The sequence below is a fragment of the Solimonas flava DSM 18980 genome (genome assembly GCF_000426685.1).
GTDB classification, from domain to species: domain Bacteria; phylum Pseudomonadota; class Gammaproteobacteria; order Nevskiales; family Nevskiaceae; genus Solimonas; species Solimonas flava.
The window spans coordinates 144601-161349 of sequence record NZ_AUFV01000007.1; the positions used below are offsets into that span (position 1 = coordinate 144601).

General features: G+C 67.7%; 14 protein-coding genes and 1 tRNA gene. 11 read left to right on the forward strand and 4 right to left on the reverse strand.

Annotation, left to right across the window (positions count from 1 at the left end):
• Positions 1-6: 6 nt before the first annotated feature.
• Positions 7-537, reverse strand: a complete 531-nt coding sequence (locus K343_RS0108100; RefSeq protein ID WP_028007636.1) for a septation protein A — start codon at positions 535-537, stop codon at positions 7-9.
• Positions 538-645: 108 nt separating this feature from the next.
• On the opposite strand from K343_RS0108100, the gene K343_RS0108105 reads away from it, so the two are divergent.
• The 9 genes from K343_RS0108105 (at position 646) to K343_RS21405 (ending at position 12090) form a co-directional block, all read left to right on the forward strand.
• On the forward strand, positions 646-1269 hold the full coding sequence (locus tag K343_RS0108105; protein WP_028007637.1) for an L-threonylcarbamoyladenylate synthase: 624 nt from the start codon (positions 646-648) through the stop codon (positions 1267-1269).
• 195 nt (positions 1270-1464) lie between these two features.
• Positions 1465-2151 (forward strand): site-2 protease family protein, encoded by a 687-nt coding sequence (locus tag K343_RS0108110; RefSeq protein ID WP_028007638.1) that lies wholly within the window; start codon positions 1465-1467, stop codon positions 2149-2151.
• Positions 2148-3155 carry a tryptophan--tRNA ligase gene (gene trpS / locus K343_RS0108115; protein WP_028007639.1) on the forward strand — a complete coding sequence of 336 codons (1008 nt, stop codon included), beginning with the start codon at positions 2148-2150 and terminating at the stop codon, positions 3153-3155. Before K343_RS0108110 ends, trpS begins: the two co-directional genes overlap by 4 nt.
• A gap of 5 nt (positions 3156-3160) precedes the next feature.
• A complete protein-coding gene (locus K343_RS0108120) occupies positions 3161-3631 on the forward strand; it encodes a GNAT family N-acetyltransferase (RefSeq protein WP_161628866.1) in 471 nt (156 codons plus the stop codon).
• Entirely contained in the window at positions 3628-4512 is an 885-nt protein-coding gene (locus K343_RS0108125) for a segregation and condensation protein A (RefSeq protein ID WP_028007641.1), read from the forward strand. Before K343_RS0108120 ends, K343_RS0108125 begins: the two co-directional genes overlap by 4 nt.
• The gene (gene scpB / locus K343_RS21395) at positions 4509-5411 is read left to right on the forward strand and encodes an SMC-Scp complex subunit ScpB (RefSeq protein ID WP_051278060.1); all 903 of its coding nucleotides are present in this window, start codon (positions 4509-4511) and stop codon (positions 5409-5411) included. Before K343_RS0108125 ends, scpB begins: the two co-directional genes overlap by 4 nt.
• A 121-nt stretch (positions 5412-5532) precedes the next feature.
• Positions 5533-6765 carry a pseudouridine synthase gene (locus K343_RS24910; RefSeq protein WP_051278061.1) on the forward strand — a complete coding sequence of 411 codons (1233 nt, stop codon included), beginning with the start codon at positions 5533-5535 and terminating at the stop codon, positions 6763-6765.
• A 731-nt stretch (positions 6766-7496) separates the two neighbouring features.
• A complete protein-coding gene (locus K343_RS0108145; protein ID WP_028007642.1) occupies positions 7497-9368 on the forward strand; it encodes an NPCBM/NEW2 domain-containing protein in 1872 nt (623 codons plus the stop codon).
• Positions 9369-9480: 112 nt separating this feature from the next.
• The gene (locus K343_RS21405) at positions 9481-12090 is read left to right on the forward strand and encodes a glycoside hydrolase domain-containing protein (RefSeq protein WP_051278062.1); all 2610 of its coding nucleotides are present in this window, start codon (positions 9481-9483) and stop codon (positions 12088-12090) included.
• A 224-nt stretch (positions 12091-12314) separates the two neighbouring features.
• Here K343_RS21405 and K343_RS0108155 read toward each other — a convergent pair whose 3' ends face one another.
• From K343_RS0108155 to wrbA, 3 genes are all read right to left on the reverse strand, one after another.
• On the reverse strand, positions 12315-13406 hold the full coding sequence (locus K343_RS0108155) for an Acg family FMN-binding oxidoreductase (protein ID WP_028007643.1): 1092 nt from the start codon (positions 13404-13406) through the stop codon (positions 12315-12317).
• Positions 13407-13963: 557 nt separating this feature from the next.
• Positions 13964-14051 (reverse strand) — tRNA-Ser (locus tag K343_RS0108160).
• Positions 14052-14108: 57 nt separating this feature from the next.
• Positions 14109-14711: an NAD(P)H:quinone oxidoreductase gene (wrbA, locus tag K343_RS0108165; RefSeq protein WP_028007644.1), complete on the reverse strand. Its 603-nt coding sequence runs from the start codon at positions 14709-14711 to the stop codon at positions 14109-14111.
• 267 nt (positions 14712-14978) lie between these two features.
• Here wrbA and K343_RS0108170 point away from each other — a divergent pair, with 267 nt between their 5' ends.
• Positions 14979-15992: a class I fructose-bisphosphate aldolase gene (locus K343_RS0108170; RefSeq protein ID WP_028007645.1), complete on the forward strand. Its 1014-nt coding sequence runs from the start codon at positions 14979-14981 to the stop codon at positions 15990-15992.
• Between the two features lie 176 nt (positions 15993-16168).
• On the forward strand, positions 16169-16714 hold the full coding sequence (locus tag K343_RS0108175) for a DsrE family protein (protein ID WP_028007646.1): 546 nt from the start codon (positions 16169-16171) through the stop codon (positions 16712-16714).
• Positions 16715-16749: the final 35 nt, after the last annotated feature.

Genomic DNA, 16749 nt, shown 5'->3' on the forward strand with positions numbered 1-16749 from the left:
GGCGGCTCATTGCTGGGGGAGGTAACGCTTCAGGAACGGCGCGTGGCCGATCAGGAAGACGAACATCAGCGCCGTGAAGCCGAAGGTCTTGAACTTGACCCAGGTCGCTTCCGAGAAGTTGTAGGCGACATACAGGTTCAGCACGGCGCAGCCGGCGAAGAACACCGCCCACGCGAAATTCACCTTGCGCCAGACCGGATCGGGCAGCTGGATCGTCTTCTGCGGCAGGCGCGCGAGCAGCACCTTGTCGCCGATCACATGGCTGCCGAGCAGCGCCAGCGCGAACACCGCGTAGACGACGGTCGGCTTGAACTTGATGAAGCTGGCGTCATGCACGTACAGCGTCAGGCCGCCGAGCACCAGCGCGACCAGCGCGGTAATGAAGTGCGCCTTGTGCAGGCGCTTCTCGCGGAACCAGTACCAGGCGACCAGCGCGAACATCGCGACGATCAGCACGGCGGTGGCGACATAAATGCCGTAGGCGGCGTAGGCGCCGAGGAACAGCAGCGCCGGCAGGAAATCGAGGAAGGCGTTCATCGCCGTCATTGTAGCCGCTGCCGCTGCCGCTGCCGCTGCCGCGCCGCGCCCAGCGCCGAGGCGGACGGTGGTTCTACAATACGTCTCCACTGACTCGCGGAGGACGCCATGGCCGAATGGCTTGAGCTGCATCCCGTCAACCCGCAGAAGCGCCTGCTCGGGCAGGTGGCGCAGCGCATCCGCGAGGGCGCCGTCGTCGCGTACCCGACCGATTCCTGCTACGCGCTCGGCTGCCATCTCGACGACAAGGACGCCGCCGACCGCCTGCGCCGCATCCGCGACTTCGACCGCCATCACCAGTTCACGCTGGTCTGCCGCGACCTGTCGGAGATCGCCACCTACGCGCGCGTCGACAACCGCCAGTTCCGCCTGCTCAAGCAGCTGACGCCGGGTCCGTACACCTTCATCCTGGCGGCGACCAAGGAACTGCCGAAGCGCGTCGCCCACGAGAAACGCAAGACGATCGGCATTCGCGTGCCGGAGCACGTCATCGCCCAGGCGCTGCTGGAGACGCTCGGCGAGCCGCTGATCTCGTGCACGCTGCAGTTCCCGGGCGAGGACGAGCCGGTCAACGCGCCGGATGACTATCGCGAGCGGCTCGACCGCGAGGTCGACATCGTCATCGACGGCGGGCCCTGCGGCACCGTGCCGACCACGGTGCTGGACCTCAGCGAGGAAGGCGTGCGCCTGGTCCGCCAGGGCAAGGGCGACGTCGCCGCGCTCGGCCTCTAGGCCAGCGCCGAAAGCGTTCACGCATCGTCGCGGCGCGGCGCCGTCGGCAACGCAGCCATCCAGCGGCGCGCGACGCCGGCGGCATCTGCGGATCGCCACCGCCGCCGCGCGATCTGGCGATGACGGCGTGATTCAGACCTGCGCCGGCGTCGCGGCCGCGAGCGGGGCGGGGCGTCGCCCCGATATAATCAGCGCATGCCGATCGAACTCTCGCTGGTCCAGAAGATCGCCGTCTGGGCCATTCCCGTCATTTTCGCGATCACCGTGCACGAGGCCGCGCACGGCTATGCGGCGCGCGCGCTCGGCGACCGCACCGCGCAGATGCTCGGCCGCCTCAGCCTGAACCCGATCCGGCACATCGATCCGGTCGGCACGATCCTCGTGCCCGGCCTGCTCCTGCTGCTCGGCGGCTTCCTGTTCGGCTGGGCCAAGCCGGTGCCGGTCGACTACCGCAATCTGAAGCATCCGCGCCGCGACATGGCGCTGGTCGCCGCCGCCGGCCCGCTGTCGAACGGCCTGATGGCGATCGGCTGGGGCCTGCTGCTGAAACTGGCGCTGGTCGTCGGGTCCGCCGACGGCATCTGGATGGGCCTGCGCTACATGGCGGTCGCCGGCATCATCATCAATCTGGTGCTGATGGTGCTGAACCTGCTGCCGCTGCCGCCGCTCGACGGCGGCCGGGTGCTGACCGGCCTGCTGCCGGCGCGCGCCGCCTACCAGTACGCCAAGCTCGAGCCCTACGGCATGTTCATCCTGCTCGGCCTCGTGCTCATTCCCGGCCTGCTCAGCGCCATCATGTTCTGGCCGCTGGCGATCGCCGAATCCACTCTTTACGCACTGCTCGGTCTCAATGCGAGCAGCGCCCTGATGCCCGGCACATGACCCCTCCGAATCCGAAACCCGTCGTCCTCTCCGGTATCCAGCCGTCCGGTCGCCTGACCCTCGGCAACTATCTCGGCGCCCTCAAGAACTGGGTGCCGCTGTCCGAGCAGTACGACTGCTACTACATGCTGGTCGACCTGCACGCGATCACCGTGCGCCAGGACCCGGCGGTGCTGCGCGAGCGCTGCTACGAGTTCCTCGCGCTGTATATCGCCTGCGGGCTCGATCCGGCCAGGAACACCCTGTTCGTGCAGAGCCATGTGCCGGCGCACGCGCGCCTGTCCTGGGTGCTCAACTGCTACACGCAGATGGGCGAGCTGAACCGCATGACGCAGTTCAAGGACAAGAGCGCCAAGCACGCCGACAACATCAACGCCGGCCTGTTCGATTACCCGGTGCTGATGGCGGCCGACATCCTGCTCTATCAGGCCAAACAGGTACCGGTCGGCGACGACCAGAAGCAGCATCTCGAACTGACGCGCGACGTGGCGCTGCGCTTCAACAATCTCTACGGCAACGTCTTCACCGTGCCGGAGCCGATGATCCCGCCGGTCGGCGCGCGCATCATGGGCCTGCAGGACCCGACCAAGAAGATGTCGAAGTCGGACGACGCCGAGACCAACGCGCTGTACCTGCTCGATCCGCCGGACGTGATCACGCGCAAGCTCAAGCGCGCCGTCACCGACCTCGGCAACGAGATCCGCTACGACATCGCCGAGAAGCCGGGCGTGTCGAACCTGATGTCGATCCTCGCCGCCGCCAGCGGCGAGTCGTTCGAGGCCATCGTCGAGCGTTACAACGGCCAGGGCTACGGCAAGTTCAAGCAGGCCTGCGCCGACGCCGTCGTCGCCTGCCTGGAGCCGGTGCAACAGAAGTACCGCGAGGTCCGCGACGACATCGACGGCCTGCGCAAGGTGCTGCGCGCCGGCGCCGAGGCGGCGTCGGCGAAGGCCGACGCGACGCTGATGCGCGTGCACGACGTGCTGGGCTTCATCCCCGAGTGAATGCGGTGCTGCCGATCCGCGCCGACGACCTGCGTCTGATCGCCATCCTCGAGGGTGGCGAGCCGGCGTTCCGCGCCACTGAGCCGACGCCGCTGGTGCAGGACGTGCTCGACGGCACGGCGCGGCTCTACGCGGTGGAAGGCTTCGAGCCGCCGTGGATCGGCTATCTGGCGCTGGCCGGCGGCGAGATCGTCGGCGCCTGCGCCTTCAAGGCGCCGCCCTGCGACGGCAAGGTCGAGATCGCCTGCTACAGCTTCCCCGGCCATGAAGGTCAGGGCGTCGCCACGGCGATGGTGCAGAAGCTCCTCGCACTGGCCTGGCAGGCCGCGCCGGCGCTGATCGTCTGCGCGCAGACCGGCTCGCACGAAAGCGCGGCGACGCGCGTGCTGCGTAAGCTCGGCTTTCGCTTGCGCGACAGCCTGCGCGACCCGCACGATGGCATCGTCTGGCACTGGGAACGGGACGCGTCGGCATGAGCGAGCACGAGGCGGAGCAGGAACAGGAGCAGGGCGCGGCGCCGGCCGAGGCGCACGCCGATGCCGGCCGCATGCCGAAGGTGCACGGCCATGCGCTCGACAAGATGCCGGAGGATCTCTACATCCCGCCGGACGCGATGGAAGTGTTCCTCGACGCCTTCGAGGGCCCGCTCGATCTGCTGCTGTACCTGATCCGCAAGCAGAACCTGAACATCCTCGACATTCCGGTTCTCAAGATCACCCAGCAGTACATCCAGTACATCGAGCTGATGCGCGACATGAAGCTCGAACTGGCTGCCGAATACCTGGTGATGGCGGCGCTGCTCGCCGAGATCAAGTCGCGCATCCTGCTGCCGCGGCCGCCGCCGGAAGAAGCGCAGGAGCAGGGCGATCCGCGCATGGAGCTGGTGCGCCGCCTGCAGGAGTACGAGCGTTTCAAGACCGCCAGCGAGGAGATCGAGAAGCTGCCGCGCATCGGCCGTGATTTCTTCCTCGCGCAGGCGCGGCCGGAGGTGATTCCGACCACGACGCAGCTGCCGATGCCGACGTTGCGCGAGCTCGTGCTCGCGTTCCGCGACATCATGGAGCGCGCGGCACTGTTCAAGCATCACGAAGTCTCGCGCGAGCCGCTGTCGGTGCGCGAGCGCATGACGCACATCCTCGCGCGCATCCAGGAAGGGCCGAAGCGGCTCGACCAGCTCGTCGATCCGGAGGAAGGCCGGCTCGGCGTCGTCGTCTGCTTCCTCGCGATCCTTGAAATGGCGCGCTCGGCGATGCTCGATATCGAGCAGCAGGGGCCGTTCGCGCCGATCCTCGTCATGCCGGCGCGGCCGCGGCCGGACGCGATCGAAGAAGAAACCGAACCGGAGTCGCCGACGTGAGCGAAGCCACCGATCCGCAGGTCGATCTCGACATCCAGAACACCGCCGACGAGCGCATCGCCCAGCTCGATCGCATCCTCGAAGCGATCCTGCTCGCTTCCGAACAGCCGCTGCCGACCGAGCAGCTGCAGCGCATGCTCGCGCACGATCTCGGCGTGACCAAGAAGGATGTGCGCGAGGCGCTCGCCAAGCTCGCCGAGGACCTCGCCGCGCGCGCCGCCGAGCTGGTCGAGGTATCGAGCGGCTGGCGCATCCAGGTCCGGCGCGAATACGCCGAGTGGGTCGGCAAGCTCTATCAGGAAAAGCCGCCGCGCCTGTCGCGCGCGCTGCTCGAGACGCTGGCGCTGATCTGCTACCGCCAGCCGATCACGCGCGGCGAGATCGAGGACGTGCGCGGCGTCGCGCTGTCGCCGAACATCATCCGCACCTTGCTCGACCGCGGCTGGATCCGCGAAATCGGGGTCAAGGAAGTGCCGGGCCGTCCGTCGCTGTTCGGTACCACGCATCAGCTGCTCGACGATCTGAACCTGCGCACGCTCGACGACCTGCCGTCGCTGCCGGAGATCAAGGACCCGCAGCAGCTCGAGACCGCGCTCGCGCGTTTGGGCGAGCAGCTGCACGAAGGGCACGCGCTCGCGGCGCCCGCGGCCGACGGCGAGGCCGAAACCGAGGCGCCGGCGGATGAAGCGACCGACGCGGCGGCCGAAGCGACGGATGCGCCCGTCGAGACGCCGGCCGACGACGCCGTCGAATCGGCCGGCGTGGACGAAGCCGACCGTGGCATCGAGTCGGCGCCGGTCGACACGCCGGATTCGCTGAACGAGGGCGATGCCGAGTCGATCGAGAGGCCGTCGGCGGACGACGACAACCCGGACGAGTCCGAGCGCGACGAGCGCTGAGAACCCCGACGCGGCCCGCTCGCCGGACCGCGTCTTCGCATCGCCGCCAGGTGGCGCGATGTCTTTCGCCCGCTGGCGCGCATGGCGCCGCGGCATCATCGGAACGTCGGGAGGACGTGCCATGAGTGAACGTATCCAGAAACTGCTCGCGACCGCGGGCGTGGCCTCGCGCCGCGAGATCGAACGCCTGATCGACGAGGGCCGCATTCTCGTCAACGGGCAGCCGGCCGAACTCGGCCAGAAAGTCGATCACGAGGACCACATCCGCGTCGACGGCAGGCCGGTGTCGCTGAAGGCCAAGGCCGAGCCGGCGCGCGTGCTGATCTACAAGAAGCGCGTCGGCGAGCTGGTCACACGCGACGATCCGGAAGGGCGCCGCACCGTATTCCGCAAGCTGCCGAAGCTCGAATCCGGGCGCTGGATCGCGATCGGCCGCCTCGACATCAACACCTCGGGCCTGCTGCTGTTCACCAATCACGGCGAACTCGCGCGGCGCCTCACGCATCCGAGCTTCGAGATCCCGCGCACCTATGCCGTGCGCGTGCTCGGCACGGTCGACGAGGATGTCATCGCGCGCTGGAAAGCCGGCGTCGAGCTCGATGACGGCAAGGCGCGTTTCGAGCGCGTCGAGCCGGGCGAGAACGAGGACGGCGAGGGTGCCAACCAGTGGTTTCACGTCAGCGTGCGCGAGGGCCGCAACCGGCTCGTGCGCCGCCTGATCGAATCGCAGGATCTGCAGGTCAGCCGCCTGATCCGCATCAACTACGGCCCGATCGAACTCGGACGCGGCATCAAGTCCGGCACTGCGCGCGAGGCGACGCCGGTCGAGCTGCTGGCTCTGCTCGACGCCGTCGGTCTCAGCGAAGCCGAAGCCGGGATTGAAACCAAGCGCCGCCCCGGACGCGGCCAGCCGCCGAAGCGGCCGGCACCGCGGACCGCGGCGCGCGGCGAACCCGAAGGCAAGCGGCGCGAGCCCGGCGCAGGCCGCGGCACGCGGGCGCGCAGCGAAGAACGCGAAGAACGCCGCGAACCGCGGGCCGCCGAGCGGCGCGAGGTGCGCGAACCGCGCGAAGCGCGAGGCCGGAGCCGGCCCGCCGCGGAACGCCAGAGCCGCTCCACGGCAGAGCGCCAGAGTCGGCCCACGGCGGAGCGCCGGAGCCGATCCACGACGGAACACCAGAGCCGGTCCACGGCGGAGCGCCAGACGCCGGCGCCCCGTACCGACCGTGCCGCGCCGCGCAGCGGCACGGCGCGGCGCGGCGAGTCCCGTCCGGCGCCTGCCGGTGCGCGCCCGACGCGTCCGTCGCGACCGGCGCCGCGCGGCGGCAAACCCGGCCGCTCGCGTAGCCGCTGAGGAATCCCATACATCGTCATGGCGAGGGAGCCGCAGGCGACGAAGCCGTTCAGCGGCGCACGAAACAAGTCGCGTCCCTGGATCGCCGCGGCCGCTGCGCGGCCTCGCGATGACGGGGTTTTTCCGATCTTCCCCAAGGCCTGTGAATGCCAATAGCGTCGCTGTGGCCGTGAAGGAAGATCTGAATGCAGTCCCTGTTCCGTCATGGCGAGGCGCCGTAGGCGACGAAGCCATCCAGTAGTGCCCTGCGCAAGCGATGTCTCTGGATCACCACGGCCGCTGCGCGACCTCGCAATGGCGAGCGTTTTCAGACCTTCCCTGACAGGCTCTAGTCGGAACCGCGCGCTGCCGCGTCGGCCGACGACAGCGCCTGGCGCCAAGTAGCGGCGCAGCGAAGTGTCGCTCGTGCGCTGGCCGCAAGCGGCGAAGGCCGTCGTTCAATCGAGGATCTGCAGGGCTGCGTCGCGCTCTTGCGCGCGGTGCGTGACGGACGTCGGCTGTCTGGCGATCGCCATCGGGATGTCATTCGCGCCGACTAGCATCCGCCGGATACGCGACACGGCCTGAGTTCCCACCGGAAAGAGTCTCCGGCGACGGTCTCCGAGGCCCGGCTTCGCGCTGACTTCCAGCCTCGCTTGCCCATCGACGCCTTCGCGAAGGCGGGTCGCAGGGCTGCGCGATGCCGGCGTTATCGACGACAAGGGGACAAGGGGAATATGCATTCGAGCCGAATGACGGGCGTGATCGTTTTCACCGCCTTCACGATGCTGGGCTGCGGCAGAAGCGACAGCCCGGCGGTCGACGCCGTCGATGCCGTCGACGGTACGTACAAGCGCGCGCCGATGGGCTGGAATTCATGGAACTACTTTCGCTGCGACGACCTGAATGAGACCGCGGTCCTCGCCCAGGCGCAGGCCCTGGTCGATTCCGGTCTGATCGACGCCGGCTATCGCTACGTCAATCTCGACGACTGCTGGATGGATGGTCGGGATGCGGACGGGGCGCTGCGCTCGAACCAGGACAAGTTCCCCGACGAAGAGCAGGTGCAGAGCGACGGCACGATCGTCGTCGTGCCCGGCATGAAGGCGCTGGCGCAGAAGATTCATGCGCTGCACAGCCGGAAAAATCCCGAACTGAATCTGCTGTTCGGCCTCTACGAATCGCCGAGCTTCTTCGGTCGGACCTGCGCGGGCATGGACGGATACGCCGGCGGCGTCGGCAGCTATCTGCATGAAGAGCAGGATGCCCAGAGCTTTCAGGACTGGGGCGTCGACTACCTCAAATACGATTCCTGCGGCAGCTTCACGGCCAGCTACGGCGTCATGCACGACGCTCTGCTCAAGGCGCGGCAACGCAACATCGACGCGAACGCCGCCGACGCCGGCGAGCGGCCGACGCAGCCGATCTTCGTGAGTGCCGATCCGCTGGCGCTCGAGGGTTTCTGGAGCGGACAGTGGTACAGCCCGCTCGTGCCGTTCCCGGCTCGGACCGTGTCGAATGCCGCGCGTGTTTCCGAGAACGTCGGTAAGAGCTGGTCGACGATCGCGGACAGCATCTACTACGCCCACGCCAACGCCAGCTACGTCATCGGCCCCGCCTACTTCAACGATCTGGACATGCTTCAGGTCGGCAACGCGTCCGACGAGGCGTACTGGCTGGACGCGCAAAAGACGCAGTTTGCGATGTGGGCCATGTTCCTCAGTCCGCTGCTGGCGGGCAATGATCTGTCCAGCCAGTCGAGCGAGACGCTGGAGATTCTGTCCAATCGCGAGATCATCGCGGTCAATCAGGATCTGCTGACGCTGTCGCCCGCGCTCGACGTGCCGGCCTCGCTCGCGGCCAATGCCGCCAATGGCCATTCGCTCACGGAAATTTCCGCCCAGCCGGAGGGTGTCCTGCAGGTGTGGAAACGTCCGCTGTCCGCATCGGGCGAGTGGGCGGTGGCCATGGTGAACGGCACGACGTCCGCGGCCGACATCAGCGTCGATCCGGCCCGTCTGGGCTTCGAAGGCGCGGTGACGGTCCGCGACCTGTGGACGCATACGCAGGTCGGCAACATGACGGGCGCCTATACCGCGAAAGCCGTGCCGCCGCACGGCACCGCCATCTTCGTCATCAAGGGCAAGGAGCGCGCTTTCGACGGCGTCATCTCGCTGGGTTCGGAGCCGATCGAAGCGCTGGTGACCACCTCGACGCTGGATCCCCTGAAGTCCGACGGGCTCTATCGGAATCAGGCCGTCGGCGGCGGCTCGCTCCAGCTCGGGGGCACGAGCTACGAGCAGGGCATCGCGGTCAATGCATTGGCCAACATCGTCTATCGGCTCAACGGCCGGTGCTCGACGTTCAGTAGCGTCGTCGGCGTCGACGACAAGGGAAGAACGCGGCTGGGGCTGGCCGGATACGCGCAGTTCGAGGTCTGGGGCGACGGCATCAAGCTCTGGGACAGCGGCGTCATGAAAAACGGCGATCAGCCCCTGCGCATCGACGCGCTCGACATCCGGGGTGTCACCACGCTGGTCCTGCACGTCGGCGACGCCGATCACGGGCTTGACGGCAGCCACGCCGACTGGGCCGATGCGACGCTGAGCTGCGGCGGCGGCTGATCCGATCGTTCCCCCTTCTTCAGGGGAACGCGGCCGGCGTTCAGGAAAGGAGGCTGCAACATGTGGCCGCTAGAGTGCGCGGTCATTTCCACGGTGATGGGTGAATCCAGCGATGCCGCATTTGCGCTTGCATGCCTTGATCGCCGCATCGCTCCTCGCGGCGGTGCTGGCCGCCTGCGGTTCGTCCACGTCGGCGCCTGCGGCCGGGGCGGGCGGGGCGACGACGGGGGGCGATACGCCCGCGTCCGACATTCCGCTGGACGCCGCCGCGTATGTAGACCCTTTCGTGTCGACCGCCGACGACTACGGCCAGGATCTGCCCGGGGCCTACGTGCCGAACGGACTGGCCAAGGTCAACCCGATGTCCTGGCCTTATCGCGCGCACAGTGGATACAACTATCCGATTCCGGAAATCGCCGGCTTCACGCACACCAATCTGGATGGCGTGGGCAGCAGCGGCGGCGGCGGGGATCTGCTCGTCGCGCCGATGAAGGGGGCTTATCTCGGCAGCAAAAGACCGCTGCTGCTTGGCGACCCGGCAGGCGATCTCGGTTCACTTCCGTACGCGGCGTATGCGAAGTTCTTCAGCCATCGCGCCGAAACCGCGCGGCCCGGCTACTACCAGGTCAAGCTGCTGGACGCGAACCCGGACCTCTCCAGCCTGAGCGGCCTGCTGCCGGGGGCCATCGATGCCGAGATGACGGCGGATACGCGCAGCGGCTGGGACCGCTACCGTTTTCCGGATACGGCCACCACGGCCAGCCTGATCGTCGACCTGTCGTCCAACTTCCATCGGCGCCTCCATGCCACGGTGGACGTCAGCACCCTGCCTGACGGCAGGATCGGCCTGCAGGGCCGGCTGGACGGAAACTTCTACACCTCCGACTACACGCTCTACTACTACGCCGAAACGACCGCGCCGGCGGCCTCGGTGCGCACCTGGGGCCCCGATGGCGCGCTGTCCGGCGCCGGCAGCCAGAGCGGCACCGACGTCGGCGTGATCCTGCAGTTCGACACCCGCGCCGACAAGGTCGTCGGCCTCAAGATCACGCTGTCGCCGATCAGCGCCGAGCAGGCCCGCATCGACCAGGCCAAGGAACTGGGCAGCCGCACGTTCGACGAGGTGCGCGCGTCGGCCTATCAGCAGTGGAACGATCTGCTCGCGCGCGTCCGCGTCACGGCGTCGAGCCGCGCCGATCCGGACGGCACGCTGCAGAAGCTGTTCTATACCCATCTGTACAAGATGTTCGGCACGCCGGTGAACGCCACCAGCACCACCGGGCTTTATAGGGGCGTCGACGGGCAGATTCGCGAAGCCAGCGCTTATGTCCACTACGACGGCTTCACGACCTGGGACGACTACCGCAAGTACGCGGTGATCGCGCTGGTGGCGCCGCAGCGCTACGCCGACATGACGCGTTCGATGGTCGATCTCTTCGCCGACCTCGCGCCGACCGGCCAGACCGATCCTGCGGCCCTGGTCCAGGCGGTGCCGACCGTGCGCTTCGAGCGCTCCGCCGTCGTGATCGCCGATGCGGTGGCCAAGGGGGTGGAGCTGCCGCGCCTGGCCGAGGCCTATCCGGCGCTGAAGGCGTTCTCGAACGGTTTGTGGGACGAGGACAACACCCGGCTCGGCTATTTCCCCGGCCAGGTTTCCGATCTGCTCGGCACCGCCTACGACGACTGGGCCATGTCGCGCATCGCCCGGGCGCTGGGCAAGACGTCCGAAGCCGATGCGCTAGCGCAGCGCGCCACCCGCTATCGCAACATCTTCAACAGGGACGGCTGGACCTCGCCCCGCGGCACGCGGATCGGCCTGCTGTGGCCGAGGGCGGCCGACGGCAGCTGGAACGAGATCGATCCGGAGGCTTTCGGCCCCGACGGGCTCTACCAGGGCACCCTGTGGCAATACAACTGGTACGACACGGCGGACCTTGGCGGCCTGATGCAGCTGATGGGAGGTCAGGCGCCGTTCGCCGAAGCGGTCAGCTTCTTCTTCGGAGAGCAGGCCCCGGAAGACTGCAGCCGGATGCTGCATTCGAACGCCAATGAAGTCGATCTGATCGGCGCCTACCTGTTCGACTACGCCGGCAAGCCCAGCCGTACCCAGTACTGGGTGCGGCAGATCTTCGGCGGGAGTTCCTGCAATCGCTATATCGCCTCCGGGGACGCTTTCCCTTACGCGCTGACCCGCAACGGCGAATACCTCACGCCGCGGAAAATGGAGGTTTACCGGCTTCAGCCGGCGGGCTTTCTGCCCACCATGGACAACGACGCCGGCACGATGTCGTCGATGTTCGTGGCCGCGGCGCTCGGCCTGTTCCCCGCGTCGCCGGGTTTCGATACCTACGCGATCGGCTCGCCGTTCTTCGATCGGGTGACCCTGCCGACCGCGGATGGCGGAAGCTTCACCATCGCCGCCAAAGATGTCTCGCCGGACGCCTACTACATTCAGTCGGCGCAGCTCGGACCCTGTCCGCTGCAGCGCAGCTGGATCCGGTACGCCGACATCGTCTCCGGAGCGTCGCTGGATTTCGCCATGGGCTCCGCCGCTTCGGACTGGGCCGAGGACGGCGCGTTGCCGCCCAGCCTCAGCGACAGCCTGCCCGTCGAAGGCTGGGCGCCGCGCAGCGAGGCCGCGAGCCCGGCCTGTCCGCAGCTGCGATCAGCGCGGGCCACGCTCCTTGCCGTCGCCGGTGCCGGCATGCCGCTGCTGCGCTGAAGGGCCGCGGGCGGCCGCCGTACCCGACGAGCGGCGAGGGCGCATTCGGAAAATCTCGAATTTCTAAAGCATCAGAGCGCCGAAGGCGCTCCAATATTTTTGTGGCGGGCCGAGAGCGATGAAACGGAGAACTACGTCTACGCCATGGCCCTCTAAATTGCTTGTCCGACAAGGTTGGCAGACCGCTCGTTCATGCTCATCAGCGGTATCGTCGCTTGCCGTTGCTAGACCAGAACGGTGTTCACGGGGCGCCGGGGCGAGAAGGGCAGCGTCGGGCCGTAGCCGAAGCGCATGACGATATCGGGCCGCATTCCGCGTTCCCCGATCAGCGCCGCCAATTCAGGCCGCAGCCGCGCGATCTCGACAGGCTGGTTGATGAAGGCGTGCTTGAGGCCGGAAGCAGTCGCGGCAAGCGCGAAACGCTGGCAGGCGCGCCCCACTGCGATCCAGTGCGCTTTGTCCTCGCGCTCCGCCAGAAAGATCGCGATACCCGCCGAGGAGTCGATCTGGCGCGCATATTTGTCGTTTTCGGCGCTGGCCGTGAAGAACGTGTCAAAGGCGAGATCGCCGAGAAATTCTGGCAGCACCGGATTGCCGCTTGCGGCCGAGAACAGGCCGTCACCGGACACCATGGCGCTGCGCGGATTGAACCGCAGCCATCGTTTCAGCTCGGCCATGAAGGCCGCGTCGGCCATCTGTGCATCGTTGCCGGCGACGACCAGATCCCGCACCTGATTGATCCGCGCGCGGTCGGTAAGCAAGACGAGACGCACACCCGGCGTTTCGGCGGACTGTCGAAGTGACTCGATATCCGCTGCAGGCACCGAGCGCCCGTCATATTCCGCCCGGGTGGATTGCCGCCTGGGGATGGCGGTAAGCAGCGGATGCGGACGGGCTTCAGCTCTGGAGAAGGAATAGCGGACGCGCTCGCCTCCAGCATCCGTTTCCAACTGCCCGGGCCGTCCGCTCGCGCTGGCGGCGATCAGCAGATTCTCGGCTGCACATCCGAGACTGACGCAGAGGTGATGATTGTCGGGATCGACGACCGGTGTGGTGCGGGAGAGGTCGGGCAGAATGTCGATCGTGCTTTCCCCGACGCGAAACTGCCAAGGCTGCGCATTGTGGCCGTTGGCGGCAAGCGTCGCGTAGCGGATGATGTCGACGATGTCCGGGTTGGCAGGCATCGGGACGCGAAGGCTGCCTGTATAGGTGTCGAAGTCACCCATCGAACCCACGGCCGACCGCCAGCCGGCGGTGCCACCGCCAGCCAGTACGAGTGCACCGCCTACGCCAACGAGTATGTCTCGCCTTCTCATGCCGGCCCCCTTCACCGCCATGTTATGCGGGGCGGCGCGACGGGCGGTTGACGTCGGTCAAAAGACCGACGCGCGGATACGCTGCCATCGACGCCACCGTCGGCCTGCGCGCTGATGACGATACCTGCTTAGGAATATGCCCTGATCGGGGCACGAGATCGGCCAGCCGATCACCGCCTCAATCGCCTCTATGACGCCGTAGAGGCGGTTCACTCGACTCGGCCGAATCCGCCCTTTTCGATCGCGTCGTCGGGGCTCATGGCGATTTGGGAACAGGCGCGCGCCGATGCGGCCAGGAGCGAAGTCATGCTCCAAAGCTCGTCGCATCACGCCCTTGCAGGCGCGGCCGTGCGCGAACTGGCGACTGAAACACGCGGTCGGCTCCGGCTCGGAAAGGGCGGCTATCGGTGGGACCACGTCCGCGCTTCCGCCCTGCGCATTGAGGTTGCCGACGACGCATTTACATCAAAGGGAGCAAAGGCCCCCTGCTGAGCATGCTTGTGGCCGCAAAAGGAGAGAAATCGGCGGGAATCGGCGTTGCCGGTTTTGTTCCGAAGTGGCGGAAGGGGTGGGATTCGAACCCACGGATGGTTGCCCATCGCCGGTTTTCAAGACCGGTGCATTAAACCGCTCTGCCACCCTTCCGTTGCGCGGCGCGCGGATTGTACATGCGCGCCGCGCGAGGTCACGAGCGGGCACGCTTCAGTCGAACTGCTTGACCGCGATCTGCGCGACGTGCCTGCCCTGGAAGCGCGCCATGCCGAGTTCCTGTTCGCTGGGCATGCGCTTGCCGTCGCCGCCGGCGATCGTCGAGGCGCCGTACGGGCTGCCGCCCTTGATTTCGTCGAGCCCCATCTGCGCGGCGCAGCTGTACGGCAGGCCGACGATCATCATGCCGTGGTGCAGCAGGTTGGTGTGAAAGGTCAGCAGCGTGCTTTCCTGGCCGCCGTGCTGCGTCGCGCTCGAGGTGAACACGCTGCCGATCTTGCCGATCAGCGCGCCCTTGGCCCACAGGCCGCCGGTCTGGTCGAGGAAGGTGCGCATCTGGCCGGTCATGTTGCCGAAGCGCGTCGGCGTGCCGAACAGGATCGCGTCGTAGCCGGCCAGTTCGTCGACCGCCGCGACCGGCGCGGTCTGATGCAGCTTGGCGCCGATCTTGGCGAGGACGTCCTCGCTCATCGTCTCGGGGACGCGCTTGAGGCTGGTTTCCACCCCGGCGACTTCGCCGGCGCCGGCGGCGACGGCCTGCGCCATCGCTTCGATATGGCCGTAGAGGCTGTGATAGAGGACGAGGATCTTGGCCATGCGGGCGCTCCGGCGTGTCGAGGGATGGAGCCCCAGCTTAATCCGGCGCGGGGGCGCCGGCGACCGCCATCGGCCGCGGCGTCGCGGGTGGCGGCTGCGTGCGCGGCGGCACGGACACGGCTCGCGGTTTGCGGCAGTCTGGCCCCTTCCGGCAGCCGCGCGCCGCCGACGGGCCGGAAAGTGAATTTGGCATGCCCTTCCTCTAAACTTCTGGCCCCTGACCGGGTTGGGCCGGGACACGGAATACACAGCGGAGCATTGGAACTTATGAACGAGAAGTTGTTGAACGAAACCGCGCTCGCCATGGTCGCCCCGGGCCGGGGAATCCTGGCCGCCGACGAGAGCACGGGCACGATCGAGAAGCGCTTCAAGAGCATCAACATCGAGAACACCGAAGCGCATCGCCAGGCGTACCGCGACATGCTGTTCACGACCCAGGGCTTCGAGCAGTACACCTCGGGCGTGATCCTGTTCGAGGAAACGCTGTTCCAGAAGGCGCTCGACGGCACGCCGTTCCCGCAGCTGCTCGCCGCCAAGGGCGTGATCCCGGGCATCAAGGTCGACAAGGGCGCCAAGGACCTCGCCGGCGCGCCGGGCGAGACGGTCACCGAAGGCCTCGACGGCCTGCGCGAGCGCCTCGTCAAGTACCGTGAGGCCGGTGCCCGCTTCGCCAAGTGGCGCGGCGTCATCACCATCGGCAACGGCATTCCGAGCGACTACTGTATTCACACCAACGCGCACGCGCTGGCCCGCTACGCGGCGCTGTGCCAGGAAGCCGGCATCGTGCCGATCGTCGAGCCGGAAGTGCTGATGGACGCCGACAACACGATCGAGGTCTGCGAGGACGTCACCAACCGTACGCTCGAAGCGGTGTTCGTCGAACTCGGCAAGCAGAAGGTCCTGCTCGAAGGCATGGTGCTCAAGCCGAACATGGTCATCTCGGGCAAGAAGTGCCCGGTGCAGGCCGATCGCCAGACGGTCGCCGCCGCCACGCTGCGCACGCTCAAGCGCCACGTGCCGGGCGCGGTGCCGGGCATCGCCTTCCTGTCGGGCGGCCAGTCGGACGAGGACGCGACCGCGCACCTCGACCTGATGAACAAGATGGGTCCGCTGCCGTGGAAGCTGACGTTCTCGTACGGCCGCGCCCTGCAGGCCGCGGCGCTGAAGGCCTGGGGCGGCAAGAACGCCGATGCCGGCCGCGTCGCGCATCTGCATCGCGCGCACATGAACGGCCTCGCCGCGCTCGGCAAGTGGGACGCCGCGCTCGAAAAGGCGGCCTGAAGCCGGTCCGCGCCGGCGCTCGCTGAAGCGCCGTGACGACGCCCGCCGCAGCCGATGCGGCGGGCGTTTCTTTTGGGTTGCTGTTCTTCTGGCCGCGGCGGCGCGCGCGTTTGCCGTGTGCCGGCGGCGGCGGGATCATCGCGTCGTTCGACGCCATCACGAGCAGGTGACTTTCCATGCGATCGAGGATTCACACAGCGCTGGCGCTCATGGCGCTGGCGTTTGCAGGCAGCACCGCCGCCGCGCCGGCAGCCCCGGTCCCGGCGATCGCCGGCTACGGCCGGATCCAGGACATTCCCGGCGCCGCCTACGTGCCGGATGCGCATGCGCACTACAAGGTGGTGTTCACGCTGACGCAGGGCGCCAAGGCGCCGGAGGAGGTCAATCCCTCGCTCGATCGCGTCGCTCGCACCGTCAATCTCTACACCGCGTCCGGCGTGCCGCTCGATCATCTGCATTTCGTCGCGGTGCTGTCCGGGGCGGCGACGCCGCTGGTGCTCGATGCCGCGCACTACCGTGAGAAGTTCGGCGTCGACAATCCGAACCTGCCCTTGCTCGCCGCGCTGCGCAAGGCTGGCGTCGACGTTGCCGTCTGCGGTCAGGCGGTCGCCGGCTGGGGCTTCGCGCCGGACTGGCTGTCGGCCGACGTGACGCTGGCGCTGTCGGCGCTGACCACGGCGACGATGCTGCAGCAGCAGGGCTACGCGCTGATGCCGTTGTAGCGACGGGGCCGGATTTGCGCGCAGGCGGACGGCGT

Excerpts from the sequence above, each read along its gene's own strand:
- K343_RS0108100 (WP_028007636.1), bottom strand. The coding sequence starts at position 537 with ATGAACGCCTTCCTCGATTTCCTGCCGGCGCTGCTGTTCCTCGGCGCC.
- K343_RS0108105 (WP_028007637.1), top strand. The coding sequence starts at position 646 with ATGGCCGAATGGCTTGAGCTGCATCCCGTCAACCCGCAGAAGCGCCTG.
- K343_RS0108110 (WP_028007638.1), top strand. The coding sequence starts at position 1,465 with ATGCCGATCGAACTCTCGCTGGTCCAGAAGATCGCCGTCTGGGCCATT.
- trpS (WP_028007639.1), top strand. The coding sequence starts at position 2,148 with ATGACCCCTCCGAATCCGAAACCCGTCGTCCTCTCCGGTATCCAGCCG.
- K343_RS0108125 (WP_028007641.1), top strand. The coding sequence starts at position 3,628 with ATGAGCGAGCACGAGGCGGAGCAGGAACAGGAGCAGGGCGCGGCGCCG.
- K343_RS24910 (WP_051278061.1), top strand. The coding sequence starts at position 5,533 with ATGAGTGAACGTATCCAGAAACTGCTCGCGACCGCGGGCGTGGCCTCG.
- K343_RS0108145 (WP_028007642.1), top strand. The coding sequence starts at position 7,497 with ATGACGGGCGTGATCGTTTTCACCGCCTTCACGATGCTGGGCTGCGGC.
- K343_RS21405 (WP_051278062.1), top strand. The coding sequence starts at position 9,481 with ATGCCGCATTTGCGCTTGCATGCCTTGATCGCCGCATCGCTCCTCGCG.
- K343_RS0108155 (WP_028007643.1), bottom strand. The coding sequence starts at position 13,406 with ATGAGAAGGCGAGACATACTCGTTGGCGTAGGCGGTGCACTCGTACTG.
- wrbA (WP_028007644.1), bottom strand. The coding sequence starts at position 14,711 with ATGGCCAAGATCCTCGTCCTCTATCACAGCCTCTACGGCCATATCGAA.
- K343_RS0108170 (WP_028007645.1), top strand. The coding sequence starts at position 14,979 with ATGAACGAGAAGTTGTTGAACGAAACCGCGCTCGCCATGGTCGCCCCG.
- K343_RS0108175 (WP_028007646.1), top strand. The coding sequence starts at position 16,169 with ATGCGATCGAGGATTCACACAGCGCTGGCGCTCATGGCGCTGGCGTTT.